The following is a 25,376-nucleotide window of genomic DNA, read 5'->3' on the forward strand; positions in this document are numbered from 1 at the left end:
ATAGAGTAATTTCAAAACTTATACTGTTTTTGCATTTTCTGCTTTGTTTTTAATGAAAACAATTAGAATAAATATAATGGATAGAATAATGAATATCATGGAGGAATATAATGCTTTTTCCTCAATAGAAAGTGGCAAAAATTCTACAGCTAATGTTGGAATATAGACGATTAATGGAACGAAAGGTGCCCAAGATTTAGACGACCATGAAAACCATATTAGGAAAAGCAAAGCAATTGCAGTAACTCCCATCTTCCCAAGAAAACTATCAATTACCAATACAGGTGCACCTTTATTACCGAAATACAAAAGAAGAAAAAATGCTGCAGTAGATAGAAAATTAAGTGTAAATACACCAATAACCATCTTTTTTGATAAAGCCTCTGATCTTAAAGCAAACCATTTGAACGTAACCACAAACATTAAAAGCATGAAGCAAATAATAATAGGCTGACCAATAATAACTGATAATGTATAGCTCAATTCATTAAAAAGTGCATCACTGATAATTTGATATGCAATCACACTCAAAAACACAAGAGGAATAAACTTCAACCATTCTTTATAATCTGTTTTCATTTCGTTAGCTAAGCTCTCCATATAGGCTTTCGGTGAGTCACCTGTAATTTCTGTTATGTTTTTTCCGTTCTTTTCTGCCTCAACTAAATGATCTGTCAATTCTTCGACTATCTCATTAATTTCTGCTTCTTTTTTTCCGCTGGTCATTAAATATAACTGAAGATTATCGATAAATTCCTGACTTTTTGCTGAAAGCTCCATTCTTTGTCCTCCTTTATTTCTTTTTTAATAATTCGTTGACGCTGTTGGATAAAAGCTGCCATTTTTCTTCGAATTGTGCTAATTCGCTGTAGCCTTGTTCTGTTAATGTGTAATACTTTCGTTTCGGACCGGATGGTGATGCTTTTGATTCGACATGAACAAGCTTTTCTTTTTTCATTCGCAGCAGCACAGGATAGATGCTGCCTTCGCTAATCATTGTAAAACCGTACTCTTCTAATCTTTCAATCATTTCATACCCATACACTTCGCCTTTTGCGATGACTGCTAATAAACAGCCCTCAAGCACGCCTTTAAGCATTTGACTTGATGACATCTGCTTCTTTCCTTTCCTTTGACAGCTATTTTGCATTGCAAGATAGCTAATATATACAGATTAGCATACACTATTTTGCTTTACAAGATAGTAAGGTAATTATTTTCCTTTTTTTCAATAATTGGGCTTTTCTGCTACACATAGTGGACTTCCATTCCTTCATAAATTGAGGGTAAAGGAGGTTTTTTAGTGAAAAAAGTTATTTTTTTCTCCATTTTACCACTCATGCTTGTTTTATCTGCATGCTTTAATGATCCGATTCAGGATGATCTTATGGACTATGTTAATAAGGAAATGCTAACAGCATTTGAACTAGAGGCAACTGCTGTGTCTGCCTATGACCAAGTTTCAGGAATAAACTATAGTGATGATATAACCATGTATGATGCTTTAATATCAACTGTCATTCCAACCTACAATGAGTTTATTAAAGAATTAAATTCTGTTCCAATTGAAACAAGTGAGTTAAGGGAAATTCATGAGATTTATATAGAAGGCGCAGATCTTCAATATAATGCGTTTGTTAAAATTGTCAGAGCGCTTGAAACACAGGATCCATTGTTAATAGAAGAGGCTAATGGGATGCTTGAAGAAGCTCGCTCCCTGCTTCGTGAATATCAAAATGAGATTGATAAGCTCGCAGAAGAGCATAACGTGGACTGGGAGGAAAAGGATAGTGCATCCTCTGTATGAAAAAAAGCGAAGCAGAAATGCTTCGCTTTTTTATTATTTATTCGTGAGATTTTGGTTACGGCGGACTTTTGGATAGAATAATATGCCGCTTGCGAGTAAAATGACTCCGAACAGGAATGTCTTAATATCTGCTGTTCCTGCAATGATGACCCATATCGAGTAGATGGATGCAAGTATACCGATTACCATGTCTATTCTGCGGCCTTTATTATGAATATATGTTTCTCCAGTGAAGGTAAGCTTCACTTGGAACAACGAGGCAATCAAGTATGGAACAAGATAAGCCAATGTAGCGATGTAAATGACAAAATCAAATGCTTGTGAAATACTGTTTGACACAGTAGAGAAAATGAATAATTGTCCAAGTATGTTTGTCAGCACTAATGAAAATACTGGCATGCCATGTTTGTTTTCTCTTTTAAAGGGATTCAGGAAGATCCCTTGCTTTGCAGCTTGATAAGGTATTTCCGCACTTAGCATTACCCAGCCGATTGTGGATCCGAATAAGCTGATTAGTCCAATCCCAGCAAGGATCTTGCCGCCAATCGAACCAAGCACGACCTCGATGGCATCAATCAATGGTTTTTGTGAGGAAACAAGTGCATCTTGACTTAACAGCCCCATAACCAATGTGCTTATGCCAATATAGATTGCTAGCGCAAGGAACAGACCCAAAATGGTAGCACGTTTCACATCAATTTTCTTTTTGGCTCTGCCTGCAAATACAACGGCAGATTCTACGCCAAGAAATGCCCACAGTGTCGTCACAGCTGCATTGTTAACTTGTCCTAATAAACCAACAGAGTTACCTGCTGCATCTGTTTTTGCTTCTGCAAATGGCAGGATATTACTTACTTCAAACGCAAACAGGGCAATAATGATAAACAGCAAAAAACCGACAACTTTAGCTGCAGTAGCTAGGAAATTCAGTTTCCCTGCATTTTCAAGCCCGCGCAGAATAATAAAATGTGTCCCCCATAAAAGTAAGGTACAAACGGCGAAGGTAAAGGCATTGCCGGCTTTTAAAGTAAAGGATCCTGCTGTAAACAGGACAGCCTCACTAGTTAAAATAGGGAAAAACGTTGATAAATAACCGGCAAATGTTGTGATTATCGCGACATTTCCTGCAAGGTTCCCAATCCAATATCCCCATGAAGACATAAATCCGGACAGCAACGACAGGTTGGACCCTTCCTTAAACAACTGCTTTGCATATATTTGCGGACCACCAGTTAATTCGGGTTTTCTTATTGCTAAATTCCCAAAGACTAAAGCTGTCACTAATACTCCTAACCCAGTTAAAACCCATGCGAGTATAACACCGGCAGGACTTGCTACCTCTGACAGAGATCGAGGAAGCATAAAGATTCCCGAACCGACCATATTACCGACAACAAGTGATGTCAATATAGCTAGTCCAAGTTTATTACCATTGCTCATGATGTTTATGTTCTCTCCTTTATTGTGTAATTACTTAGTTGTACATTGGAGATTACTTAAAGATTGTAAAAAATACATATACTTCTACTATTTTTCCAATTTAAAATTAAAGAATACAAGCACATCCATTAGTAATTTCCGTAAGCGGCAATTGTCTCTAACTTTTTGTTAGGCCTGCTCCGATCCGAATTAATCAAAATACGGTGAACGGTATATATATACCATACGGCAAAAAAACTAGTGCTGTCAATAATAAAGTTTACTCTGCTAAAGTACTAAAATATTCTGAATAAAAAATCACAAAGTATGTAAAATAAAGCCAGCAGAAATGAATTCTGCTGGCTTTATTTTATAATGTTGTAATAATAGGCTTATCTTTTGTAATGATTACGGTATGCTCATATTGTGCTACAAAGCTTTTGTTTTTCGTTGAGAATGTCCAGCCATCAGACTCTTCATACACTTCTTCAGCACTAGTCGAAATAAATGGCTCAAAGGCAATAACCATTCCTTCTTTCAGAAGGTCGTTATCCCATGAATCAAAATAATTAAGGATATGATCTGGCTCTTCGTGCAGGGATGTGCCGATACCGTGGCCAGTCAGGTTTTTAATAACCGTAAATCCATGCTTTTTAGCCGTATTATAAACAAATTTTCCGATTCTGTTCTTTTTAGCGCCTGGTTTAAAGCATTTAAGTCCTTCTTCAAATGCTTCTTTTGCTACTTCACATAATTTCACTAATTTAGGGTCTCCATTGCCGACAACGAAAGACTTGCCAGTATCTGCGAAATAGCCGTTTTTGCTTGCCGAAACGTCAATATTAACTAAGTCGCCTTCCTGAATAACGCGGCTTCCTGGAATCCCATGAGCCACCTCATCATTAACAGAAATACATGTATAGCCTGGAAAATCATACATGTCTTGAGGTGCTGACACAGCGCCATGACTTGCGAATAATTTCCCTGCCAGTTCATCCAATTCCTTTGTCGTGATGCCAGGAACCGTTTTGCTATATAGTTCTTCCCTAATTAAGCTGACTATTTTTCCAATTTCCATTAATCCATTAATGTCTTGCTCATTTTTAACAATCATATACTTTCTCCTCTTTGTTTCATCTAACGTTGCTTCATTCATCCACTTAAACGTTATTATTATAGTCTAACATCCTTTATTAGTAAAATATATCCCCTTCCTAACAATTGTATGAGGTGATCAATACCTGTTATTCAGGATATGTTTCTTGCAGGAATTTGACAGAGGATGCAATGAGCTCCTTTAAAACATCTATTTCAATATCTGCGACTTTATTTATGTATACACAAGCCTTCCCTGTCGTGTGTTTGCCAAAGCGTTTTAATAATTCGTCTCGCTTTTGCTCCCCTGGTGCAAAATAAAGGCTGATTTTTGCCTTTCTTGGTGAAAAGCCAACTAAGGGTGCATCACCCTCATGTCCTGTCGCGTATTTATAATGATAAGCTCCAAACCCAATAATGCTTGGTCCCCACATTTTTGCAGGTAAATTCGTTGTTTCCGCAAAAATATCCAATAATTTATAAGCATCCTCGCGCTTTTTAACGCTCTCCACTGCTTCAATAAATTCGATCACACTATTTTCTGTTTCCTTTGTTTTTAATTCATACATGGGCCCAGCTCCTTTATTTTAGCTTATGTCTGCCATTGTGACTCCCATTTGCCTTCTTGCTTCATCTAAAATTCCCATTGTAATTAAAGTTTTTTCCCATGTGTTGTGAGGAGATTCAATCGTATAGGATTGAATCGTTTCGATAAATTCCTTGATTTCATAGTACATTGGCTCGAGCTGTTCTTGTTTGCTGATATCCTCTGTTATTCCATTAGCAGTTAGTATCTCTGCCTTTTTCGGACTGGATATATGCTGAATCAGCATCGTGCCATCTTCTCCTTGGATTTCTGTCGGCAATGTCGATTCAGATATGCAGGAGAACAATACATTTGCTCTAAAACCATCATATTCAAGCGTTATTTGGCCATTTCCATCAACACCTGTTGACAAAAGATTCCCAAATGCAGCAATAGATTTTGGTGCACCAAATAATTCAACAATCGGGTATACAGTATAAACACCTAAATCCATTAACGCTCCGCCAGATAGCTTTGGATTAAAAAGGTTTGGCAGTTCGCCATTTTTGTATTGCTCATAAAACGGAGATAATCGGCAATTGGCTGAGAAATAGGACTGGATTTTTCCGATTTTATGAATGTTTTCCTTCACAGCAAGGAAATTGGGCATAAGTGTTGATTTCATTGCTTCCATTAATGACACTCCGTTATTCCTTGCTGCTGCCATCATCATTTCTGCTTCTTCACGGTTAGAGGCAAATGGCTTCTCACATATAACATGCTTTTTATTATTCATAAACAGTATTGCCTGTTCACAATGAAGGCTATTCGGTGTGGCAATATATACTGCATCTATTTCTGTAGAAGCTGCCATTTCCTCGAGATTATGAAAGGCATGCTTAATTTGCTGCTTTTTTGCAAACTCCTGCGCCTTTTTTTCGGAGCGCGAATAGACAGCGCTTACTAAAAACTGTTCATGCTGCCTTCCTGCTTTAATAAATCTCTCTGTTATCCAGTTGGAACCAACAATGCCAAATCGTATCATGTCTCCACCACTTTCTATTTGTTTATTACTAGAATAGCAGACTGTCAGATAAAAACATATGATGAGTACTTCTTTTTACAAATTTGACACACATTTCAATGGACACTTTCGAAACCATTGAAACATAATTGCTTTTTGCTAAACATAGACTTGGATGTACAAGCAGTTGTGATGGAGGGATAAAAATGAGCCTAAGCATATTACTTGGCTATATTTTATTAGGGTTTACTTTAGCTGCACCAATAGGTCCTGTTAATTCAGCTCGACTTGATAAGGGAATTAAAAATGGATTTTGGCATGCGTGGGTTGTCGGCATTGGCTCATTGGTCGCAGATGCCATCTTTATGCTGATGGTGTATCTTGGCATGGTCAATTTTTTAGAATTGTCCTATGTGCAAGTATTTCTATGGCTTTTCGGAGGATTTATCTTTATTTATACAGGTGTTGAAAGTATTGTTAGTGCTAATTCTATTAAACTAGATGATATAAGAGGGAAAGACTCCTTATTCAAATGCTTTATGACTGGGTTTATATTATCTGCAACAAGTCCATTGTCCTTTCTGTTTTGGCTTGGTATCTATGGATCTGTTTTAGCAAAAACAGCATCAGAAAATGGTACAGGCACTTTGCTTATATACAGCAGTATGATTTTTATCGGACTCACAATCTGGGATGTTACCTTTGCAGCACTTACCTCAGGCTTTAGGAAATTTCTTAATAAAAACACGTTAAGAATAATCTCCATCATCTCAGGCATCACGCTTTTATTATTCGGTGTTTACTTTGCGTTCCAAGGGCTTAATAAGCTATTTTACTAGAAAAAAAGGAACGATTAAAACCGTTCCTTTTTTCTGCTATATTAGTTAGGAAGTCCCCAAACGGAAACACTTTGCCCATCAACTTTGAAATCAGCAAAGCCATCCTCTTCTATGACTATTTCTTCGTTTCTTGTGTTTGTTAAGTCAACCCACGTTTCGCCAGCGCGTTCTGTGCCGACAAACATGCGCTTACTGCCTTCCATATCATTTGAAATGACGACAGCACAGCCTGATTTTTCAATACTTTCATCGCCATGTCTGACCCAGCCGATAACATTTTTATCATCAAAATAATCATCCTGTTGTCCGTAAGCTTTCTTTTTCCTTGCGTAAAGGAGCGGATCAATAGCCATTCGTTTGCCATCAACAGGCACTGGCCCTTTTATTCCATAATAATCTCCATAAAACACACAAGGATAGCCATCCTCTCGCAACAAAATTAAGCTGTAGGCAATCTGTTTAAACCAATCCTCCACCCACGATTCTAACGATTCATTCGGCTGTGTGTCATGATTGTCAACAAATGTGACACTATTCATCGGATGCAGTTTAACTAATGTATCATCAAATATTGTTGATAAATCAAACTCGCTGCCTTGTATCGATGCTGTATGTAGCTTATAGTGGAGCGGAACATCAAACAAGTCAATCGTGTAATCCATTTCCTCTAAGAACTGCTTGCATTCGTCAATTTCACCCTTCCAAAACTCGCCGACAAAATAAAAATCATCGCCTTTTTCTTTCTTTAAATGGACAGCAAAATCCTTGATGAATTCATGATTAATATGCTTGATTGCATCAAGTCGGAAGCCATTGCATGAAAGTGTTTCGCTTATCCATTCCCCCCATTTAAACATCTCTTCCCTGACCGTTTCATTATTAAAATCAATATTGGAGAACATTAAGAAGTCATAGTTACCCAACTCTTTATCAACATTGTTATTCCAATACTTGTTTTCACCAAGGATACGGAATACTCCCTCCTTCTCTTCTTTAGCATCATAATCTGTCCCATTAAAGTGGGTGTAATTCCATTGAAAATCAGAATATTGTCCATTTCTGCCAGGGAAAGTGAATTTCGTCCACCCTTCGATATCATGTGGCTCTGAAATATCTTCCTCCCTGTTATCTGGATTCACTTCGACAACCTTAAAGGTTTCTAATTCGTCTGCTCCTGCTTTATGGTTCATCACAATATCGACATACACGGAAATCCCGACATTATGGCAAGCCTGTATTGCTTCAAGCAGCTCCTCCTTTGTCCCATATTTCGTACGGACTGTCCCTTTTTGATCGAATTCTCCAAGATCGTAAAGGTCGTAGATGCCATAGCCATTATCATCTTGGGTAATTCCTTTCGTCACAGGTGGAACCCACACAGCATCAATTCCAGCTTCCTTTAATTCACTTGCTCTTTCTTTCAATCTTTTCCAATGGTTGCCATCAGCATCTAAATGCCATTCAAAAAATTGCATAATTGTTTTGTTTTCCATAGAAACACTCCTTAATTTTAGGATTATGCCTAATAAGTACCCCAATTTTATTTTTTTGAAGCATTTTAGTTAGCTAATTAGAAAATTTTTTTCATAATATTTATTCGTATTGCGAAATATTGATATGGCATTTACAATAAAAAAACAGAATAATCAAAAATAATAAACAGCAAAGGAGCTTCGATGAATAAGAAGATTTTTTTATATGTGAAGGCATTTTCAGATTTGGGAACTTATATGGATTTAATAGCTATAAATGTTTTAATGTACGCGGCAACTGGGAGCACCGGCTTGCTAGCTGCTACAATGGCTTTCCGCACACTGGGAGGCTTTATTTCGAGTGTTTTTTCAGGCGTACTTGCTGATCGATTTGACAGACGCAAGATTATGATAATTGCTGATATTTTGCGAGCTGCCATCATATTATTACTGCTGTTTTTTCCTAATCCTATCATGATTATTACAGTATGCTTTTTGATTGGTTTCACAACTAGCCTGTTTGCAGTTAGCTATAGTGCCGAAATTCCGCAAATATTTGGTGAGGACAAAGTAATCGAAACAAACGCACTTATAGCAAGGCTGACATCAATTAGTCTTGTATTCGGATTTATCGGTGCGGGAATAATAACGAATGTGCTTGGCTATAAATGGACGTTGATAATAGATGCTATTACCTATATTTTATCTGCATTTATATTAATGAAAATGAAATGGCAAACATCCACTGCCCCGAAAAACACAACTACTGCTAGTGGAAGTGTGAAAAAAATCTTTTCAAGTCTCAGCAACGATCTTAAGGAAGTTAATTCTTTTATCTTATTAGCACCAATGCTGCTTTTAGTTAATGTCGTTTTTTTAATAGGGTCTTTTGCAGGAGCCTCCCATAACTTAGGGATTCCACTTTTGGCTGAAATAATTAGCAAGGAAAAGCAAAGCTTATATTATGGGCTGATTTGGGCAGCATGGGGACTTGGCTCTGTTTTTTCGACCATGATTATTCCGAAACTTAAATTTAACAATGATAGAAGTCTTTATTATGCAGCTTTTTTGTCTGCAATGCTCATGTCAGCAGGCTTTATCACGTTCTTTTCTAACAGTAATAGCTGGCTTATTCTTGCCTTTGCCTTTTTAACAGGGATTTTCGATGCAACCTTTACAACCCTGCATGCTGTTATTCTTCAAAAAACGGACAATCATATACGAGGGAGAATATTTGGTGTTGGCATGCTGTTAAAATCGCTTGGATTTGCCCTTGGTTTTGTGATTGCACCAATTGTGCTTGATGCAAGCTCCTTAAAAATAATGGTTTGGATTTTCCATGGCACCTTAATTTCAGCAACACTTTGTATTATCTTCTATACAAAACATTTGTACAAAAGAGGAAAACAGTTAAAAAGTGTCTCTTAGCAAAAACAATCCCCGGCAATTTGCCGGGAATTGTTTTTTATTATTTCATACGATTAAATTCATCTTTAACCTTTTTCAATAGTTCCGGGTTCGTTAATACTTCATACCCAGTTAACGCCATTGATTTAGCACCGACAATCATTGCTTCTCTTGCTTGATCTGTCATTGCTGCCTCTCTGAATTCATGTGTATGGCATGCATATGCTTCGTTACAAATTTTAATATAAGGATGAATAGACGGCACTGCTTGGCTTACATTTCCCATATCAAGAGAACCAGAGCCATCTCTTTGTTCATAGATTTCCTCAACAGGTATACCAAGAGACACTAGTTCGTTTGTGAATGCGTCTGAAAGTGTGTCATTTGAAATCATATCATCATATGAGAATTCATAGTTTGATACTTTAAATGTTGTACCAGTTTGCAGGGCAGCACCTTCTGCACACTTCTTCACCTTTTCAACTAGTTCATTTACATACTCTCTTTTGGCAGCACGAACATAGAATTGAGCAACCGCGTAATCTGGTACAACATTTGCTGCTTTTCCACCCTCTGGAATAATACCATGAATACGAGCATCTGAGGTAATATGCTGGCGCAGTGCGTTAATGCTGTTGAATGTTTGGATAACAGCATCTAATGCATTAATGCCCATATGCGGACTTGCTGCTGCATGTGCTGCTTTTCCGAAAAATTCAAATTGAATGGCATCCATTGCAAGAGATGCACCACTTTTCATATTATTATCAAGAGGATGAACCATCATCGCTACATCAAGCTCTGAAAAGATGTCCTGCTCTGCCATTGTTACCTTTCCGCCCTTTGTTTCTTCGGCAGGCGTTCCATAGACGATTACCTTTCCACCAGTTTCAGCAAGCGCCTTGCTTAGACCGATTCCTGCTGCAATCCCCATTGTGCCAATCAAGTTATGACCACATGCATGTCCGACTTCTGGCAGTGCATCATATTCGGACATAAATCCGATTACTGGACCTTCTTTTCCACTGTCAAATACCGCCCGAAAAGCAGTTGGCAGACCGCAAAACTCTCTTTCAACCTCAAAGTCATGATCTAATAATGTTTTAATTAAAATAGCGCTTGCCTTGAATTCTTCATGTCCAAGCTCTGGATTTTCCCCAATATATATACTGATTTCCTCGAATGTTTTTTTATGTTGTTCAATTGTATCAATGATTGTTTGTTTCAACTAAACCTTTCCCTTCTCCCTATAATGATACTATTTTACCAAAATTATTGGAGATTAACATTATAAAATGATTAAAAATTATTTTATAAGCATATTTATACAAAAAACAAACATAAGAAAGACAGACGTTATCGCCTGTCTTTCTTATTAACCGTTTATATTTTTACCGTAAAAAATTTCATTCATTTCTACTGTTAGTTTTTCGGTTATGTCTGCTTGCTCCTTATCACTGAGCTCATCTGCGGTATAACCGAATAAATAATTATTCAAGTCGAATTGCTTTAGCTTGCATTTCGTATGAAAAATATTTTCTTGATAAATATTCACATCGATCATATCGAAAATTTTCTGTGCTTCTAGTGGAATGTAATTTTGGATGGAATTAATATCATGGTCGATAAACAATTTATGGCCATGAATATCACGAGTAAACCCTCTGACCCTGTAATCAATAATCATTATGTCTGTATCAAAGGAATGAATTAGGTAGTTAAGTGCTTTTAATGGCGATATCTCTCCACATGTAGAAACATCTATATCTGCTCTAAATGTGCTGATTCCTTCATCAGGATGGTACTCTGGATAAGTATGAACAGTTATATGACTTTTATCAAGATGGATAACGACAGAATCAGGCAGTGGCCCAGGAGATTCTTCAAATACATCCTCTGGAGCCTCCGCCACAGGTCCTTCAGAAACCAGCAGTGTCACACTTGCTCCCTGCGGTTCATAATCCTGCTTTGCCACATTTAAAACATGTGCTCCAATGATTTCCGCGACATTCTTGAGAATGCTCGTTAGTCTATCTGCATTATATTGCTCATCAATGTATTGAAGATAACTTTCCCGTTCTTCCTTTGTTCTTGTATAGCAGATATCATACATATTGAAGCTAAGTGATTTAGTCAGATTGTTAAATCCATGCAATTCAATGCGTTGTTCAGGTGTTAGGCTCATGTTCGTAATCCCCCTATTTATGCGAAAAATAAGTGCACTTTCAAATAGTTTTATGTTACCCCTATCTCTTTGAAAATAACCATAGGCACAAGAAGCATATTATAAGCGCAGCTATATTAGGGGAAATGATTAGAACATGCTCAATGAGTATTTTTTCGCCAGAATTTCAAGCAATTTCAAGCCGGCAACACTATTTCCTTTGTCATCAAGTGCAGGTCCGGAAATACCAATACCGAAACGATTAGGAACCGCTCCTAAAATCCCGCCAGAAACACCACTTTTCGCAGGGATGCCAACACGTACAGCAAATTCGCCTGATGCATTATACATTCCGCATGTAACCATAAAGGTTTTACAAATTCTTGCAACATGCGCGGGCATAATTCTCTTGTTTGTACCTGGCTCCACCCCATCCATGGCAAAGATAATGCCAATGCGAGCTAAATCAAGACAATTTACTTCAATCGCACATTGTTTCGTATACAAGTCAAGCAGCTCTTCAACATCCTCATTAATAATGCCATGCTGCTTCATAAAGTGACATAAGGCTCTGTTTAGATGAGAGGTTTCATATTCTGATTTTGCTACCTCTTCTGAGTAACCGATATCTTCATTTCCAGCTAGCTTCTTCACAAATTCAATAATGTTGTCAAACCGCTCCTCGACAGAGCCACCTTTTATCATACTAGTAACTGCAAGTGCTCCTGCATTTATCATCGGATTTAATGGCTTGGACGGATTACTCATTTCCAGCTTTACAATCGAATTGAAGGGGTCTCCTGTCGGTTCATAGCCGACTTTTTGAAACACAGTATCTTCACCTGATTCCATTAGTGCCAGTGCAAGTGTTAGTACCTTTGAAATGCTTTGCAGCGTAATTTTTTCTTTTATACAACCTGCTGAATAACAAGTGCCGTTCGGGTATATAACCGCTATCGACAAATTATCTGGGTTTGCTTTACTTAACGCTGGTATGTAATCTGCAACTTTTCCTTCCTTTGTGTAGCTTTTTGCTTCTTCTAATATAACTTCTAACTCTTCTACCGTTTTACATGGCATCCTTTATCACCAACTCTTTTAATATCGTTTTACTTCATTATTTCCTTATCAGACGGAAATAAACTTACATGCTAAACAAGCATGCTTCTATATACTTATACTACACAAAAAGTCTGGAAACAATCACCAACATTGTTTAGGTAATGTAAAAAAGGACTGGAGCGCTGCTTCCAATCCTTTTTTAGTTAATGTTTGTCTACTTGTTTAAGCAGCAGTTTTTCAATATCCTCATTTGGCAGAGGTTTGCTATAGTAGAAGCCTTGCCCGAGGACACAATGGTTTTGTTTTAAGAATTCCAGCTGTTCTTTTTGTTCGATTCCTTCGGCGATAACGGAGAAATTCATGTTATGCCCCATATCAATGATGGCCTTAACTAATGAACCTTGATGGACCGGATCTGTAATATCATCAACGAAGGTTTTATCAATTTTTATCGTGTCAATCGGTAAATGCTTTAAGTAGCTTAATGACGAATAGCCTTTGCCAAAGTCATCTATCGAAATATTAAATCCATATGCTTTTAGTTTATGAAGTATCGCTAAAGACAAATCCATATTTTGCAAAGTGCTTTCTGTAATTTCCAGTTCAATCATTTTTGTATTTAAACCATATTTGTCGACATGCTCCCCAATAATTTCTGCGAAATCGGTGCAATGAAATTGTCTTGCTGAAATATTAATCGACATTTTTATATCATTAATGCCTTTCTTATTCCACGCCCTCATTTGCTGGGCTGCTTGCTTGATAACCCAATCGCCTATTGGAACGATTAAATTTGTCTCTTCTGCTATTGGGATAAATTCTGCCGGAGAAACAAAGCCGAATTTCGGATGTTTCCAACGCAGTAATGCTTCAACGCCGAATATTTCCCCTGTAAGAATGTTAAATTGCGGCTGATAATACAAAGAAAGTTCATGCTTTCTAATCGCCTTTCTTAGCTCCATTTCCAGCATCATTTTTCTAGCACCACTTTCCTCGAGTGCATGTGAATAAAACTGATAATTATTTTTTCCATTTTCCTTTGCTAAGTACATTGCGGCATCGGCATTTTTAATTAAAGTTTCCTGATCCTTACCATCTGCTGGATAATTACTGATGCCTATGCTTGGTGTAACGAAAAATTCCTCTGTTTTAATAATAAGGGGCTGGTTGAAGGCCTCTAGTATATTGTTAGCCGTTTGTTTCACTTCCTGCAAATTTGTGTTTTCGAGAATTATCACAAATTCATCACCGCCGAGTCGCGCGACGAAATCTCCTTCTTTCAGCGATAAGCTAAGCGTATTCGCTACCTTTTTCAAAATAATATCACCGGTAGAATGTCCTCGTGTATCATTGATTCGCTTAAACTGATCCAAATCTAAAAACAACACGTATAAGGAATCGACTGCAGGACTATGAAGGCGTTCATGCAAATGAACCATACAGCTATACCTGTTCGGCAGCTCTGTTAACGTGTCATGATAAGCTAATTGCTTAATTAAGTTATCCGATTTCTTTCGTTCGGTAATATCACGACCAACAACAAGCACCGCATGTCTTCCTGCAAACATAATTGGCATGCAGGACAGCTCCACATCAATAATTCTTTCCTGTAATGTTTTAACTTGAACTTCGACACGTAAATTTGTGGCGCCATTTATAGAAAATTCATTATCAATTTTTTCATAGTCTTCTTTCGACAGCAAATCATAAACGGTGTTACCGACAAGCTCAACAGGACTGCCTGCGCCAATAAGCTTGCTCCCTGCATAATTGATATATAGCATTTCATAGTTGCTGACAACAGCTATTATATCCGGTGACATCTCCACAAGCGTGCTGAAGCGGTCCTCGTTTTCTTTACTTTCTGTTATATCAAAAAAAATACTTGTAAACTCTGTCCTTTTGCCATATCCATCAAATCCGGGAATTCCTTTGTCTTTAATCCAGCGAATTTCGCCGTCTGGCTTAACAATTCGATAAATACTTGTGACTTCTGCTCCGGTTTTTAATGCTTCTAGTCTTTCTTCAATTACATAATGATCGTCTTCATGAACAGATTCTTTCCATAAATCATTATTATGATAGAATTCTGCAATGGATCTGCCATAAATTCTTTCCATACCAGAAGTAATTAGAAGTGTTCCAGTCTTGTAATCATGATACCAAATTGCCATATCCATTGTTTCAAAAATGGTCTGGAGCTTCATACTGCTATTTCTCAATTCTAAAATGATCATTGATATATTCTTTAATAGTACCAGCAGCGAAAATATTGTTACAAGACTGAAGATGGTATGCAGAATAATAAATACAGTATGGTTCAAAAAGTGGTAAAAGATATTTACAAGCATTGATAGAACAACAAATAAACAAAGGGTAATGATCCATTTCGTTTGACTGTTTTTATAGATCATTGTTGCTCTCACCTATCTTTCATTATCCCTGTTTCTTTGTGGGTCTAAAATGTTGCACCCAATTTCTCTTTTTATCGGCATCATACAGAGTTTTGTTGAGTGCTTGTACACACTTATCCATAAAAAAACAGGAAGACTGCTCTTCCTGCTATATTTTGTAGATGAACTATTCTATTAAAAAAGGATGATTACTCGCTTCAAAGGCTTCATTAAAATGTCTACGTATCCTGCAGGCGACAAACATCTTCCCTCATTATTCTGAATCTCCAGCGAGAATTAGTGCAACGCAGCCAAAATAACGCCAACTGTTATAAGGCCTATTCCAACACCGTTTAGGAGACTTATTTTTTCCCCTAGAAAAATAATCGCAATTATTGCTGCTAATACTACGCTTAATTTATCAATTGGTGCAACTTGTGTTACCTTGCCGGTTTTTAATGCGAGAAAATAAAACAGCCATGATGTTGCACCAGCAATTCCACTGAGTACAATAAACAGGAAATTCTTTTTGTCTGATATAATTGTTGGGATTTTATGAAGATTTCCTTCTATTGCTACAACAACTAATAGAAAAAGTGCCATGATGATTGCGCGGACGGCTGTAGCTGTATTGGAATCAATATTTTGCAGACCGACCTTTCCGAATATACCAACTAAAGCAGCACAAACTGCAGAGAGTATAGCAAACAGTAACCAAGACAAACGAATTCCCCCTTTGTATGTATTATGTTTGGTAAAGCAAATTTTACTCTTTTATCGCAAAATTTGTAAAAATGTCTCCTCCTATATTTGTGCTCTTTTTCCTTTTTTATAAATACAGAGTATATTTATAGGTTTTATAGATTCAAGTATATTGACAGTTAGTATACCTCTATAATAACATTAATAATATTCAAAAAACTTTAGTGTCCTAAAAGGAGAATGTACATGAAATTTGGATTTTGGCTACCTATTTTTGGTGGATGGCTGCGAAATGTTGATGATGAGAACATGCCTCCAACATTTGATTATGCAAAAAAGGTCATTCAAAGTGCAGAAAATTGGGGCTATGATACGACTCTTATTGCAGAATTATACTTAAATGATATAAAAGGTCCTGAAACAGATTCAATTGAAGCATGGTCAACGGCTGCTGCTCTTGCTGCTGTGACAGAAAAAATAGAAATCATGACAGCAATCCGTCCCGGCTTCCATAACCCTGCTGTTGCGGCGAAAATGGCAGCAAATATTGATCAGATAAGTAATGGCCGCTTTACTTTGAATGTTGTGTCTGCTTGGTGGGAGGAAGAAGCAAGACAATATGGCGGAATCTTTACAGAGCATGATGAAAGATATGAACGCACAGAGGAATTTTTAGCTATTCTAAAAGGTCTATGGACGGAAGAAACTTTTAGCTTCAAAGGGAAGTTCTATGATATCAAAGATGCCAAGCTTGCTCCTAAACCTGTTCAAAAGCCAAATCCAATTCTTTATGCTGGTGGCGAAAGTCCAAAAGGCAAAGCTGTTATTGCGGAAAATTGTGATGCATATGTCATGCACGGCGGAACAGTTGACGAGATTTCCGTTAAAATTAAGGATATGCAAACCAAAAGAGCAGAATTCGGCAAGGAGCCTTTTTCCTCTTTCGGAATGGCAGCGTATGTTATTTGCCGCGAGACAGAAGAAGCAGCAGCACAAGAGCTTGCTAGAATAACAGATGTCAAGGAATCCTCTGCATATGCTGGGTTTGATGACTTTGTCAATAAATCACAGCTCGAACAGCAAATTAAATTGCAAGACTATTCTGTCTCTAACAGAGGGCTGAGACCTGGTCTGATCGGTACACCTGAGCAAATTGCCAAAAAGATTCTCGAGTATGAGGATGCCGGCATTAACCTGTTGCTACTGCAATTCTCCCCACAGCTAGAAGAAATGAAAAAGTTCTCTGAGCAAGTAATGCCGCTTGTAGAATCATTAAAAAAAGAAAGAGAAGTGAGCAAATAATGAGCAAAGTATATGTTATCCATGAAAACAGTGAGTGGACTGTTCATTTAACGAAACGTCTGGAGGAGCTTAATATACCTTTTGAAGAATGGGATTTATCAGAAGGTAATTTTGATTTATCGGAAGCTCCTCCTGACGGAATTTTCTACAGCCGGATGAGCGCATCTTCTCATACAAGAGGACATCGTTATGCAGCGGAATATACTGGTGCTGTCCTTGAATGGCTTGAGTCTTATGGCAGAACAGTTGTTAATGGAACAGGTGCTTTGAGACTGGAAGTAAGTAAAGCTGCACAGTATGCCGCATTGTTCAAGCATGGCATCCAAACACCAAAAACGCTTGTAGCAACAGGCAGTGAGCAAATTATCCAAGCAGCCAAAAAACTTGGTGATCCATCCTTTATCACGAAACATAATCGCGCCGGAAAAGGCTTGGGTGTTCGCTTATTTCATTCCATTGAGGAGCTGGAAAGATATGTGTACGGACCAGAATTCGAAGAGCCTGTTGATGGGATTACTTTAATTCAACAATATATTGAATCACCAGATCAAAGCATCACTCGCTGTGAGTTTGTGGGCGGAAAGTTTGTTTATGCTGTTAAAGTCGACACGGCAGGCGGTTTTGAGCTTTGCCCTGCTGACGCTTGCCAAATCAATGATCTTTTCTGCCCTGTTGGCGAACAAGTGGAGGAAAAGCCAAGCTTTTCAATCCAAAAGGATTTCCAAGAACCAATTATCGAAAAATACGAGCAATTCCTTCAAGCACAAGGCGTTTATGTGGCAGGAATTGAATTCATGAAGGACAAGAATGGTACTGTTTATACGTATGACATTAACACAAATACAAATTATAATGCCGATGCAGAGAAGGAAGCAGGGATTTTCGGCATGCTGCAGTTAGCTCAGTATTTACAAGGATTACTTGAGCGTCAATCTGGAGTGGCCAATTAAGCTTTTACATTTTTTAAGGACTGGCTGTCATGGACAGCCGTTCTTTTTTTTGCCAGCTATGATAGAATAGGAATGGATTGAAAAAGTGGAGGCGAAGCAATGGCTAAACAAAAATATTATGTAGTGTGGAATGGACGAAAGCCAGGTATTTATACGACATGGGCAGAATGTGAAAAGCAAACAAAAGGCTTTCAAGGTGCGGCCTTTAAATCTTTTCCTACCAAATCTGAAGCGGAGCAAGCTTATAACCAAGGTGTAGCCAGCCGTTCTGTCTCAACCGGAAAAGCGGGTGCTTCAGCCCAAAAAAGCGGCACTGCTGCACCAATTGACGAAAACAGCATTTCTGTTGATGCGGCATGCAGCGGAAATCCTGGCATGATGGAATATCAAGGTGTGGATACAATGACTGGAGAACGCATATTCCATTATGGTCCTGTATTTGGCACAAATAATATTGGTGAATTTTTAGGAATTGTTCACGCATTGGTGATGCTGAAGAAACTTGGAAAAGACACAACTATTTATAGTGACAGCATGACTGCTCTTTCGTGGGTACGAAACAAAAAAGCGAACACCAGCCTTAAACGAGATCATCGTACAGAGGAACTGTGGCAAATGATTGAACGAGCTGAAGCCTGGCTGAAGGATAATACATATAAAAACAAAATCATTAAATGGGAAACGCATATACATGGTGAAATAAAAGCTGATTTTGGGCGCAAATAAGCGTGAGAGCATATGCTCTCACGCTTTCCTCATTGAGCTGCCAATAATTCGACTATTTGATTTTCCATTAATTTCCCAGAACTTTCATCAATAAGATGGTTGAGTAGGATTGAAAAAATATACTTCTGACCGCTTTTACTTTCTACATAACCGGAAAGTGAACTAACTGCTGATAAAGTCCCCGTTTTTGCTTTCACTTTTCCTAATGTATTTTCCGATTGCAGACGATTGCGTAAGGTTCCGCCAATCATTCTGTCTTTATTACCAGAAACAGGGAGCGCATTTTCAAATTCTGAAAACCAAGCTTGCTTCTGAATATGGAAAAGCAATGTAGATAAGTCATTTGCCGTAATCAGGTCAATTGGTGAAATACCAGAACCATCCCGAATTAGCATGCCGCTCGTATTCAGTCCGAATTTCTTCATTTCTTCCTTAAGTACTGCAACACCCTTTTCAAAGCTGCCTTCACCTTTTTCGACTTTTCCTATTTCCTTTAACAATGTTTCCCCAATCGTATTATTACTTAGCTTCATAAATGGAACTATTATTTCTGACAATGGCATTGACTTATGCACAAGAATCGGTGTTGACAGCTCTGGGGTGACACCTTCCTTAACCTCACCAGTCCAGGTAATATCCTGTTTTGTTAAAGCCTGCTGAAACACATTAAGTACTAATTCAGGGGGATGCTCAATTGCAACCCATTTTTTCGTTGCACCGCTTCCTACCGGAATATCACCCTTTATTGTGATTGTATTTTCACCATGTTCCCGAACAGACTGGATATTTTCCTTGCCATCCTTACTAACAGTGCTTGTATGATTAGCAATATCCAGATTAGTAACAGTTGGATTAATGGTCAGCTTTGCTTGACTGCCTGCACTTGCTCCTGGACTTGCTTTAATCATAATAGTGCCTGCATCATATTCTTTATCAGGCGACATCGTCAAAGCAGAAACAGGTGCTCCGTAGTAGGTCGTTTCATCACTCCATGCCAAATCTATGGAATATGGAACATCATCATACCAGCTTGCATCTCCAATGATGCTGCCATTGATTTTTTTGATTCCTTTATCATGTATTGACTTAGCGATACTCTCCAGGTCACTCTGAAGCAAAGTCGTATCGCCTTTGCCTTTTACGTATAAGTTTCCTGATAAAACGCCATTCACAAGCTGTCCGTCGGTATAAATCTCTGTGTCAAAGGTGTAGTCGCTCCCTAATACAGACAGCGCAGCCGCAGCTGTTAACAGCTTCAAATTAGACGCAGGCGCTAATCTTGTATGAGCCAGTTGTTCAAAAACAACCTTTCCGCGCTCTTGCTCCCTGATGCTTATACCAGCAAGACTCCCTTTTAGCTCAGGCATGGACGTAAGAAGCTCATCTAATTCTGCTTCTAGGTCTTCGGTGTTTCCCTGTGCTTGTACTTCAAGCTCATATGGCTTTGTTCCATTCAGCTGAACGATAATTATTCCGATGATAATCAGCAGCAATCCAAGTTTTTGGTGTTTCAAAGGCAACTCCACCCCTTTTTTAAGGCATATGTAAAGAACTATTATGGCCAAAGAAAAAGGAGGTTAGACAATCAATGCTGACAAACTGGACAAAAGAAGGTTTTTTTGGAAGAGATTTCGGTCCTTACAATTTTACTGCCGCATCTTTGACAAGGTTGACCTTCACAGTCATACACACGGCATTTATCATTATAAGCACCTGTTTTAGTATCTCCGACGAAAAGAGGATGCTCCATATAACCGCCAATTGCTGTTGCTTCTGGTAACACTGTTTGAATCGATGTATATAGAGCCGAACGCTCGTCCCCACTTAGGTCCTCTAATTTTCTTTCCGGTAACAGCCTTGCAGCATAACATATTTCATCAGAATAACAATTGCCGATTCCAGACAAGAAATGCTGATCAACCAGCTTAAGCTTTAACATGCCCCGCTTTTTTTCGGTATAGGTTAAAAACTGTGCTTCCGTAAAGCTGGCATCTAAAGGCTCTGGACCTAAATCTGCCAATTCCTGTTCTACCTCTTGTTCTGAGTATAGATGAAGGTAGCCGAGTCTCAACCCAATGAAATAGAGGTGTTTATCACCAAAGGACAGTTGCACCTGCACTGTTCGTTTCGGCTTATCCTTTTCTTCAGAAAAATACATCCAGCCTCCAAGCATAAGATGCAGCAGCAGCACCCTATTATTGCTTAACCGAAACAGCAGATGCTTTGCCCGCCTCTCAACAGCCTGGATGGTAGTACCGCGAACTGCTCCAATAAATAAACTTGGTGCGACATTCACCGATTTTTCTCTGTTTATAATGACATCTGTTATCAACTTGTTTTGCAGGAGCTGATTAAGGTTGCGTTTGTAATTTTCCATTTCTGGTAATTCGGGCATGAGCATACCTCCAAAGGTTAGTTTCTTCCCTTTATATTCTGATTGAGGATAGCTTTTCATGCATAAAAAAACTCCACACATATATACGTGCGGAGTTCACTTAAAGCTTAGCTTTTTTTAACTATTTCATATCCAAGCTTATCGATAGCATATTCAATTCCTTGCTCTAATGCTGCAAACGTTGGAATGGACCGTAAATCAACGCCTGAATTAATGATTTGCACACCTAATGTCGGACTAATGCCGACAAGAATACATTCTCCGCCAAGAAGGGCAACTGCCTTAACCAATCCTTGTAAACGGAAAATGATATATTCGTCAAAATCACTTATCGCCGTCATGTCAAGCAGCAAATAGGTTGCTCTTTGCTTGGAGAACGCAAACAACGTTTTTTGAAGTAGTCCCTCAAAGCGCTCATCATTAAATTTTCCAACAAGAGAAACAGCCAATATTCCTTTCATGACAGGCATGATTGGTGTCGACAGATGCTTCACCAGGTCAGAAAGCTCCTGTGTCCTATCTTTCACTTTTTGTTCAAGCTTACTTATATATGCCTGTTCTTTTTGGCGAGCTAGTTGGTGGATGTTATCATTTGGCGAAATCGATGATGGATAAATTTCAATTTCATCAAATTCATTTCCATTAAGCTGTGACCTGTTTACCTTATACCACATATTTTCCTTAAACAAAACGGTCAGCACGCCTGCCCAATGGCTTGGAAGAAGGACTGTTGCCTGTTCTTTTTTCATAGATTGATAGATGCGATGCTCCCAGCTGTTCTCAAGCTGGAGAATGACCTTCTTTTCTTTGGAGCAGAAATGTGTGACTGTGATTTTCCCCCAGCCTGCATTTCGATATATATCCATATATTGGTCAATCACATCTCTTGCATCGATCCTGTCCTGATAATAGCTGCTAACTAGCTCTCCCATCCGAAATCCTGTTGCTTCAAGAACAGTATTGGAAACATCATTACCTGAAACCTCAATGATTGTACTGATGAACAATTCAATGGCAGAGTCCCAAAACAACACAGACTGAGCTCCATCAAAAGAGAAAACTCCTTTGTCTTTATCCCAAGTAAATTCCGTGTTGTCTACTTGTGTACGTATAATTGAATCTCCCATGCTATTCTCCTCACTTATTTCTCGTCTAACAGACTTCCCAAGGCGAACATAAAGCTGTAAAACAACTCTAATGTAGCAGCTACACTCAATTCCTCTGTAAATCCTTCTATATATTCAATCGGTAGGTTAACATCCCAAAGGCCATCTTGATTATTAAACATAAGGCTATATGGTGTTTCACTGCCAAGCGTATTGGCGAAATAGGAACGGATAACCTGCTCTTGCTTCTTTGGAGCACGGAAGCCGAAAAGCCCGTCATATTTGCGGAAAACAGAATCAACCTCCAATGTCAGACCATCTACTTGAATCATGTCAAACAAATCAGTTTCCACATATAAATATTCGTCGAGATTTGTTTTCAGCAGAGAAATTTTTTCTTCAAGAAATGAAGCAGACAAACCTTCTTTTACTGTTTCGTCACTTTCTTTATTAGCGAGCTCCATATAGAAGTCACCTAGTTTTTCTGGTAATGAAGCAATGAGTATACGGTCTTCAGCTGCAAGCTCGTTTTCCAATAAATAAGCCTTTTCAACTGGAAGAGCAGCAATTTTTTCATTCTCTGCTTTGCTTTCAAGATATTTCTTCATATTTTTGTTTATCATTTTGGCTAACTCCTTTATGCCCTATTTATTTCTTTTTTGAATGTTTTGGCTTGAAAATCGCACTTCCTGTGTTTCTTTTGCCTTTTTTGCTGCTCCACGATTTTTCCTGCTTTGCTCCATCCTTGGGCTTGCTGCTGGAATTTCTGTCCTGCTTCCCTTTTGCTTCGCCTGAATGCTGTTTTTTGCGGCCTTGTCCAGATTTTGCTTTCTGTCCTGCTCGGAAGCCTGGTTTGCGTTTAGTATGGTCTGTTTTTGGTTTAACAGCTTGTTCTGGATTGTCATCCGTCTTTTTCAGTTGCTGCATCTTTGTTATCGTAATGCCAAGATCCTGCTCGATCATATCCAACGTTTCACGGTCATCTGATGAATAGAAGGTAATCGCCGCACCCTCCATACCTGCTCTGCCTGTTCTGCCGATTCTGTGCACATAGCTTTCTGCATCAGCAGGGATGTCATAGTTGAATACATGTGTAATGCCATCAATGTCTAATCCTCTTGCAGCCACATCTGTTGCAATCAAAATCGGGAATTTGGCATTGCGGAAGTCCTTCATTACTTGCTCTCGTTTTGCCTGTGAAAGGTCACCGTGCAGTTCGCGGCAATCGAAGCCATTGTTGCGGAGAACTTCATATAATTTGCTCACTCTTCGTTTCGTTCGGCAAAATACAACAGCCATAAATGGTTGGTACGTTTTGATGAGAGTCATTAACGTTCCTTGCTTAGCTCTGTCTGTTGTATGCATCGAAAATTGCTCAACCGTTGCAGCTGGACCTTGTTTTTTCTCAACTGTCATGTATTCAGCATTTATCATGTATTTTTTGGCAAGCATTTTAATATCATCAGAAATAGTCGCAGAGAACATTAGTGTCTGCCTTGTTTTAGGCGTACGTCTCATTATGTATTTCACTTCTTCTAAAAATCCGATATGAAGCATTTGGTCTGCCTCATCAAGCACGATAACATTTAAGCGGTCAAGCTTTATTTGACCTCTTTTCATGTAATCTATCAGCCTGCCTGGTGTTGCGACAACAATGGAGATATTGTCCTTCATGCGATGAAGCTGCTTTTCCACATCCTGACCGCCGTATGCTGTTAATACTTCTGCATAGTCAGGTTTTACTTTTTCTATTTCAGCAGAGATTTGGATCGCAAGCTCTCTTGTCGGGCTGACAATCAATGCTTGTATATAGTCTGCGTCTTTTTTTAGCTTTTGGACAATTGGCAATGCAAATGCATATGTTTTTCCTGTTCCAGTTTGTGCTTGAGCTATAACATCTTTACCATCTATTATGGAAGGTATAACCTTTGTTTGGATTGGAGAAGGCTCTGTTATTCCTCTTTTTTGTAAATGATCTATGATAGTATCATTAATTCCTAAGCTTTTAAAATTAGTCAATTTATATCCCTACTTTCTACTTAGTCAGCTTATTAAGCTAACCATCCTTTATTTTGGCTTTTTATCGGTAAAATAGCAAGTGTTCTTAAAAAAACTCTTATAATTAAAAAGGAGCAAAGGCTAATGCGCCTTTGCTCCTTTTAAGGAATACAAGAATTAAACGAGCTTCAAGATTTCAGTGACAGCATATGCTACCCCGTCCTCGTTATTGCTCTTTGTTATATCACTTGCTCTTTTCTTAATTTCGTCTGGTGCATTTTCCATGGCGAATGATCTAGTCGATACTTCAAACTGTGTTACATCATTTCCTCCGTCACCAAATGAATATATTTCATCAAACACTATCTCTTTCATGTTTTCGTAGCGTCTGATTGCCTTCCCCTTTTGAGCAGTGCTTGATGTTATCTCACAGTTATTAGGAAAAGAGGAGGAAAAAGACACACTAGTAAGCTCTTTAAGAGTGTTTTTTACTGTATCAATTTTATCAATTTCTGTTTCATTAACGACGGCAATTAATTTATAAACCTTAATGTCTTCTTGTGCAACGATGCCTTCATAGTCCTGACTGTCAAACATTTGCTGAATTTCATCCCATGATTTTCCGCGCAGTGAAGGTAATGTACCCGGGAATCCGCCTTTGTTCGTATAGACAAGAATGCCAACATTAAGTGGCTTCAATTTAGCTAAAAGCTCAAAATATAAATCCTCAGCAAGTGTTGTTTCATAAAGAAGCTCACCGTTTGCTGAATACATCATGCTTCCATTTAAACAGAAAATAGGAAGCTCCAGTTCAGCAACACCTGCAACTTTAATAACATCGGCATACTGTCTGCCTGTATTTAAAATGACCTCTATATCATTATCCTTCATTTGTTGAATTACCTGTCTATTTTTTTCGGAAATCTGGTGCTGGTCATCCAAAAGTGTGCCGTCCAGATCAATTGATACACATTTCATGTTCATTTTCC

The 25,376-nt window shown here is 38.3% G+C and carries 24 protein-coding genes; 6 read left to right on the forward strand and 18 right to left on the reverse strand.

The window, feature by feature from the left end; all coding sequences use genetic code 11:
- Positions 1-18: 18 nt before the first annotated feature.
- Both CEQ21_RS22680 and CEQ21_RS22685 read right to left on the reverse strand, forming a co-directional pair.
- The gene (locus CEQ21_RS22680; RefSeq protein ID WP_185766481.1) at positions 19-780 is read right to left on the reverse strand and encodes a DUF1129 family protein; all 762 of its coding nucleotides are present in this window, start codon (positions 778-780) and stop codon (positions 19-21) included.
- A 13-nt stretch (positions 781-793) separates the two neighbouring features.
- Positions 794-1,114, reverse strand: a complete 321-nt coding sequence (locus CEQ21_RS22685) for a PadR family transcriptional regulator (protein ID WP_185766482.1) — start codon at positions 1,112-1,114, stop codon at positions 794-796.
- A gap of 189 nt (positions 1,115-1,303) precedes the next feature.
- On the opposite strand from CEQ21_RS22685, the gene CEQ21_RS22690 reads away from it, so the two are divergent.
- On the forward strand, positions 1,304-1,807 hold the full coding sequence (locus tag CEQ21_RS22690; RefSeq protein ID WP_185766483.1) for a hypothetical protein: 504 nt from the start codon (positions 1,304-1,306) through the stop codon (positions 1,805-1,807).
- A 33-nt stretch (positions 1,808-1,840) separates the two neighbouring features.
- Here CEQ21_RS22690 and CEQ21_RS22695 read toward each other — a convergent pair whose 3' ends face one another.
- The 4 genes from CEQ21_RS22695 to CEQ21_RS22710 all read right to left on the reverse strand — a co-directional run bounded on the left by CEQ21_RS22695 (position 1,841) and on the right by CEQ21_RS22710 (position 5,892).
- A complete protein-coding gene (locus CEQ21_RS22695) occupies positions 1,841-3,247 on the reverse strand; it encodes an amino acid permease (protein WP_185766484.1) in 1,407 nt (468 codons plus the stop codon).
- Between the two features lie 349 nt (positions 3,248-3,596).
- Positions 3,597-4,340 carry a type I methionyl aminopeptidase gene (map, locus tag CEQ21_RS22700; RefSeq protein WP_185766485.1) on the reverse strand — a complete coding sequence of 248 codons (744 nt, stop codon included), beginning with the start codon at positions 4,338-4,340 and terminating at the stop codon, positions 3,597-3,599.
- Between the two features lie 130 nt (positions 4,341-4,470).
- Positions 4,471-4,890, reverse strand: a complete 420-nt coding sequence (locus CEQ21_RS22705; protein WP_185766486.1) for a DUF1801 domain-containing protein — start codon at positions 4,888-4,890, stop codon at positions 4,471-4,473.
- Positions 4,891-4,908: 18 nt separating this feature from the next.
- On the reverse strand, positions 4,909-5,892 hold the full coding sequence (locus CEQ21_RS22710) for a Gfo/Idh/MocA family protein (RefSeq protein ID WP_185766487.1): 984 nt from the start codon (positions 5,890-5,892) through the stop codon (positions 4,909-4,911).
- Positions 5,893-6,077: 185 nt separating this feature from the next.
- Here CEQ21_RS22710 and CEQ21_RS22715 point away from each other — a divergent pair, with 185 nt between their 5' ends.
- Positions 6,078-6,710: a LysE family translocator gene (locus tag CEQ21_RS22715; RefSeq protein ID WP_185766488.1), complete on the forward strand. Its 633-nt coding sequence runs from the start codon at positions 6,078-6,080 to the stop codon at positions 6,708-6,710.
- Positions 6,711-6,751: 41 nt separating this feature from the next.
- Here the strand turns inward: CEQ21_RS22715 and CEQ21_RS22720 are convergent, their stop codons facing one another.
- A complete protein-coding gene (locus tag CEQ21_RS22720; RefSeq protein ID WP_185766489.1) occupies positions 6,752-8,203 on the reverse strand; it encodes an alpha-amylase in 1,452 nt (483 codons plus the stop codon).
- Positions 8,204-8,386: 183 nt separating this feature from the next.
- Between CEQ21_RS22720 and CEQ21_RS22725 the strand changes: the two genes are divergently transcribed.
- A complete protein-coding gene (locus CEQ21_RS22725; protein WP_185766490.1) occupies positions 8,387-9,610 on the forward strand; it encodes an MFS transporter in 1,224 nt (407 codons plus the stop codon).
- A 40-nt stretch (positions 9,611-9,650) separates the two neighbouring features.
- On the opposite strand, the gene CEQ21_RS22730 is transcribed toward CEQ21_RS22725, so the two are convergent.
- From CEQ21_RS22730 to CEQ21_RS22750, 5 genes are all read right to left on the reverse strand, one after another.
- Positions 9,651-10,817: a M20 family metallopeptidase gene (locus tag CEQ21_RS22730; protein ID WP_185766491.1), complete on the reverse strand. Its 1,167-nt coding sequence runs from the start codon at positions 10,815-10,817 to the stop codon at positions 9,651-9,653.
- Positions 10,818-10,964: 147 nt separating this feature from the next.
- A complete protein-coding gene (gene speD, locus CEQ21_RS22735; RefSeq protein ID WP_185766492.1) occupies positions 10,965-11,774 on the reverse strand; it encodes an adenosylmethionine decarboxylase in 810 nt (269 codons plus the stop codon).
- 129 nt (positions 11,775-11,903) lie between these two features.
- Complete coding sequence (glsA, locus tag CEQ21_RS22740) at positions 11,904-12,833, reverse strand: glutaminase A (RefSeq protein ID WP_185766493.1); 930 nt, start codon at positions 12,831-12,833, stop codon at positions 11,904-11,906.
- Between the two features lie 185 nt (positions 12,834-13,018).
- Positions 13,019-15,229 carry a sensor domain-containing protein gene (locus CEQ21_RS22745; protein WP_185766494.1) on the reverse strand — a complete coding sequence of 737 codons (2,211 nt, stop codon included), beginning with the start codon at positions 15,227-15,229 and terminating at the stop codon, positions 13,019-13,021.
- A gap of 276 nt (positions 15,230-15,505) precedes the next feature.
- Positions 15,506-15,931, reverse strand: a complete 426-nt coding sequence (locus CEQ21_RS22750) for an EamA family transporter (protein ID WP_213087350.1) — start codon at positions 15,929-15,931, stop codon at positions 15,506-15,508.
- 225 nt (positions 15,932-16,156) lie between these two features.
- On the opposite strand from CEQ21_RS22750, the gene CEQ21_RS22755 reads away from it, so the two are divergent.
- The 3 genes from CEQ21_RS22755 (at position 16,157) to CEQ21_RS22765 (ending at position 18,888) form a co-directional block, all read left to right on the forward strand.
- Complete coding sequence (locus CEQ21_RS22755; protein ID WP_185766495.1) at positions 16,157-17,212, forward strand: LLM class flavin-dependent oxidoreductase; 1,056 nt, start codon at positions 16,157-16,159, stop codon at positions 17,210-17,212.
- Positions 17,212-18,162: an ATP-grasp domain-containing protein gene (locus CEQ21_RS22760; protein WP_185766496.1), complete on the forward strand. Its 951-nt coding sequence runs from the start codon at positions 17,212-17,214 to the stop codon at positions 18,160-18,162. The genes CEQ21_RS22755 and CEQ21_RS22760 overlap by 1 nt, the downstream gene beginning before the upstream one ends.
- 99 nt (positions 18,163-18,261) lie before the next feature.
- Positions 18,262-18,888 carry a ribonuclease H1 domain-containing protein gene (locus CEQ21_RS22765; protein WP_185766497.1) on the forward strand — a complete coding sequence of 209 codons (627 nt, stop codon included), beginning with the start codon at positions 18,262-18,264 and terminating at the stop codon, positions 18,886-18,888.
- 29 nt (positions 18,889-18,917) lie between these two features.
- Here CEQ21_RS22765 and dacB read toward each other — a convergent pair whose 3' ends face one another.
- The 6 genes from dacB to CEQ21_RS22795 all read right to left on the reverse strand — a co-directional run bounded on the left by dacB (position 18,918) and on the right by CEQ21_RS22795 (position 25,365).
- A complete protein-coding gene (gene dacB, locus CEQ21_RS22770) occupies positions 18,918-20,402 on the reverse strand; it encodes a D-alanyl-D-alanine carboxypeptidase/D-alanyl-D-alanine endopeptidase (RefSeq protein ID WP_235907313.1) in 1,485 nt (494 codons plus the stop codon).
- 71 nt (positions 20,403-20,473) lie between these two features.
- Complete coding sequence (locus CEQ21_RS22775) at positions 20,474-21,283, reverse strand: Fpg/Nei family DNA glycosylase (protein WP_185767392.1); 810 nt, start codon at positions 21,281-21,283, stop codon at positions 20,474-20,476.
- A gap of 107 nt (positions 21,284-21,390) precedes the next feature.
- Entirely contained in the window at positions 21,391-22,410 is a 1,020-nt protein-coding gene (locus CEQ21_RS22780; RefSeq protein WP_185766499.1) for an STAS domain-containing protein, read from the reverse strand.
- A 14-nt stretch (positions 22,411-22,424) separates the two neighbouring features.
- Positions 22,425-23,012, reverse strand: a complete 588-nt coding sequence (locus CEQ21_RS22785; RefSeq protein WP_185766500.1) for a hypothetical protein — start codon at positions 23,010-23,012, stop codon at positions 22,425-22,427.
- 25 nt (positions 23,013-23,037) lie between these two features.
- Positions 23,038-24,408, reverse strand: coding sequence for a DEAD/DEAH box helicase (locus CEQ21_RS22790; protein ID WP_185766501.1), 1,371 nt, complete (start codon positions 24,406-24,408; stop codon positions 23,038-23,040).
- 156 nt (positions 24,409-24,564) lie between these two features.
- The gene (locus CEQ21_RS22795) at positions 24,565-25,365 is read right to left on the reverse strand and encodes an HAD family hydrolase (protein WP_185766502.1); all 801 of its coding nucleotides are present in this window, start codon (positions 25,363-25,365) and stop codon (positions 24,565-24,567) included.
- Positions 25,366-25,376: the final 11 nt, after the last annotated feature.

Source organism: Niallia circulans (genome assembly GCF_007273535.1).
Lineage (GTDB): Bacteria > Bacillota > Bacilli > Bacillales > Cytobacillaceae > Niallia > Niallia circulans_B.

Bases quoted from the DNA above. Each gene is read 5' to 3' on its own strand.
- CEQ21_RS22680 (WP_185766481.1), bottom strand. From the start codon at position 780: ATGGAGCTTTCAGCAAAAAGTCAGGAATTTATCGATAATCTTCAGTTA.
- CEQ21_RS22685 (WP_185766482.1), bottom strand. From the start codon at position 1,114: ATGTCATCAAGTCAAATGCTTAAAGGCGTGCTTGAGGGCTGTTTATTA.
- CEQ21_RS22695 (WP_185766484.1), bottom strand. From the start codon at position 3,247: ATGAGCAATGGTAATAAACTTGGACTAGCTATATTGACATCACTTGTT.
- map (WP_185766485.1), bottom strand. From the start codon at position 4,340: ATGATTGTTAAAAATGAGCAAGACATTAATGGATTAATGGAAATTGGA.
- CEQ21_RS22705 (WP_185766486.1), bottom strand. From the start codon at position 4,890: ATGTATGAATTAAAAACAAAGGAAACAGAAAATAGTGTGATCGAATTT.
- CEQ21_RS22710 (WP_185766487.1), bottom strand. From the start codon at position 5,892: ATGATACGATTTGGCATTGTTGGTTCCAACTGGATAACAGAGAGATTT.
- CEQ21_RS22715 (WP_185766488.1), top strand. From the start codon at position 6,078: ATGAGCCTAAGCATATTACTTGGCTATATTTTATTAGGGTTTACTTTA.
- CEQ21_RS22720 (WP_185766489.1), bottom strand. From the start codon at position 8,203: ATGGAAAACAAAACAATTATGCAATTTTTTGAATGGCATTTAGATGCT.
- CEQ21_RS22725 (WP_185766490.1), top strand. From the start codon at position 8,387: ATGAATAAGAAGATTTTTTTATATGTGAAGGCATTTTCAGATTTGGGA.
- speD (WP_185766492.1), bottom strand. From the start codon at position 11,774: ATGAGCCTAACACCTGAACAACGCATTGAATTGCATGGATTTAACAAT.
- glsA (WP_185766493.1), bottom strand. From the start codon at position 12,833: ATGCCATGTAAAACGGTAGAAGAGTTAGAAGTTATATTAGAAGAAGCA.
- CEQ21_RS22745 (WP_185766494.1), bottom strand. From the start codon at position 15,229: ATGATCTATAAAAACAGTCAAACGAAATGGATCATTACCCTTTGTTTA.
- CEQ21_RS22755 (WP_185766495.1), top strand. From the start codon at position 16,157: ATGAAATTTGGATTTTGGCTACCTATTTTTGGTGGATGGCTGCGAAAT.
- CEQ21_RS22760 (WP_185766496.1), top strand. From the start codon at position 17,212: ATGAGCAAAGTATATGTTATCCATGAAAACAGTGAGTGGACTGTTCAT.
- CEQ21_RS22765 (WP_185766497.1), top strand. From the start codon at position 18,262: ATGGCTAAACAAAAATATTATGTAGTGTGGAATGGACGAAAGCCAGGT.
- CEQ21_RS22775 (WP_185767392.1), bottom strand. From the start codon at position 21,283: ATGCCCGAATTACCAGAAATGGAAAATTACAAACGCAACCTTAATCAG.
- CEQ21_RS22780 (WP_185766499.1), bottom strand. From the start codon at position 22,410: ATGGGAGATTCAATTATACGTACACAAGTAGACAACACGGAATTTACT.
- CEQ21_RS22785 (WP_185766500.1), bottom strand. From the start codon at position 23,012: ATGATAAACAAAAATATGAAGAAATATCTTGAAAGCAAAGCAGAGAAT.
- CEQ21_RS22795 (WP_185766502.1), bottom strand. From the start codon at position 25,365: ATGAAATGTGTATCAATTGATCTGGACGGCACACTTTTGGATGACCAG.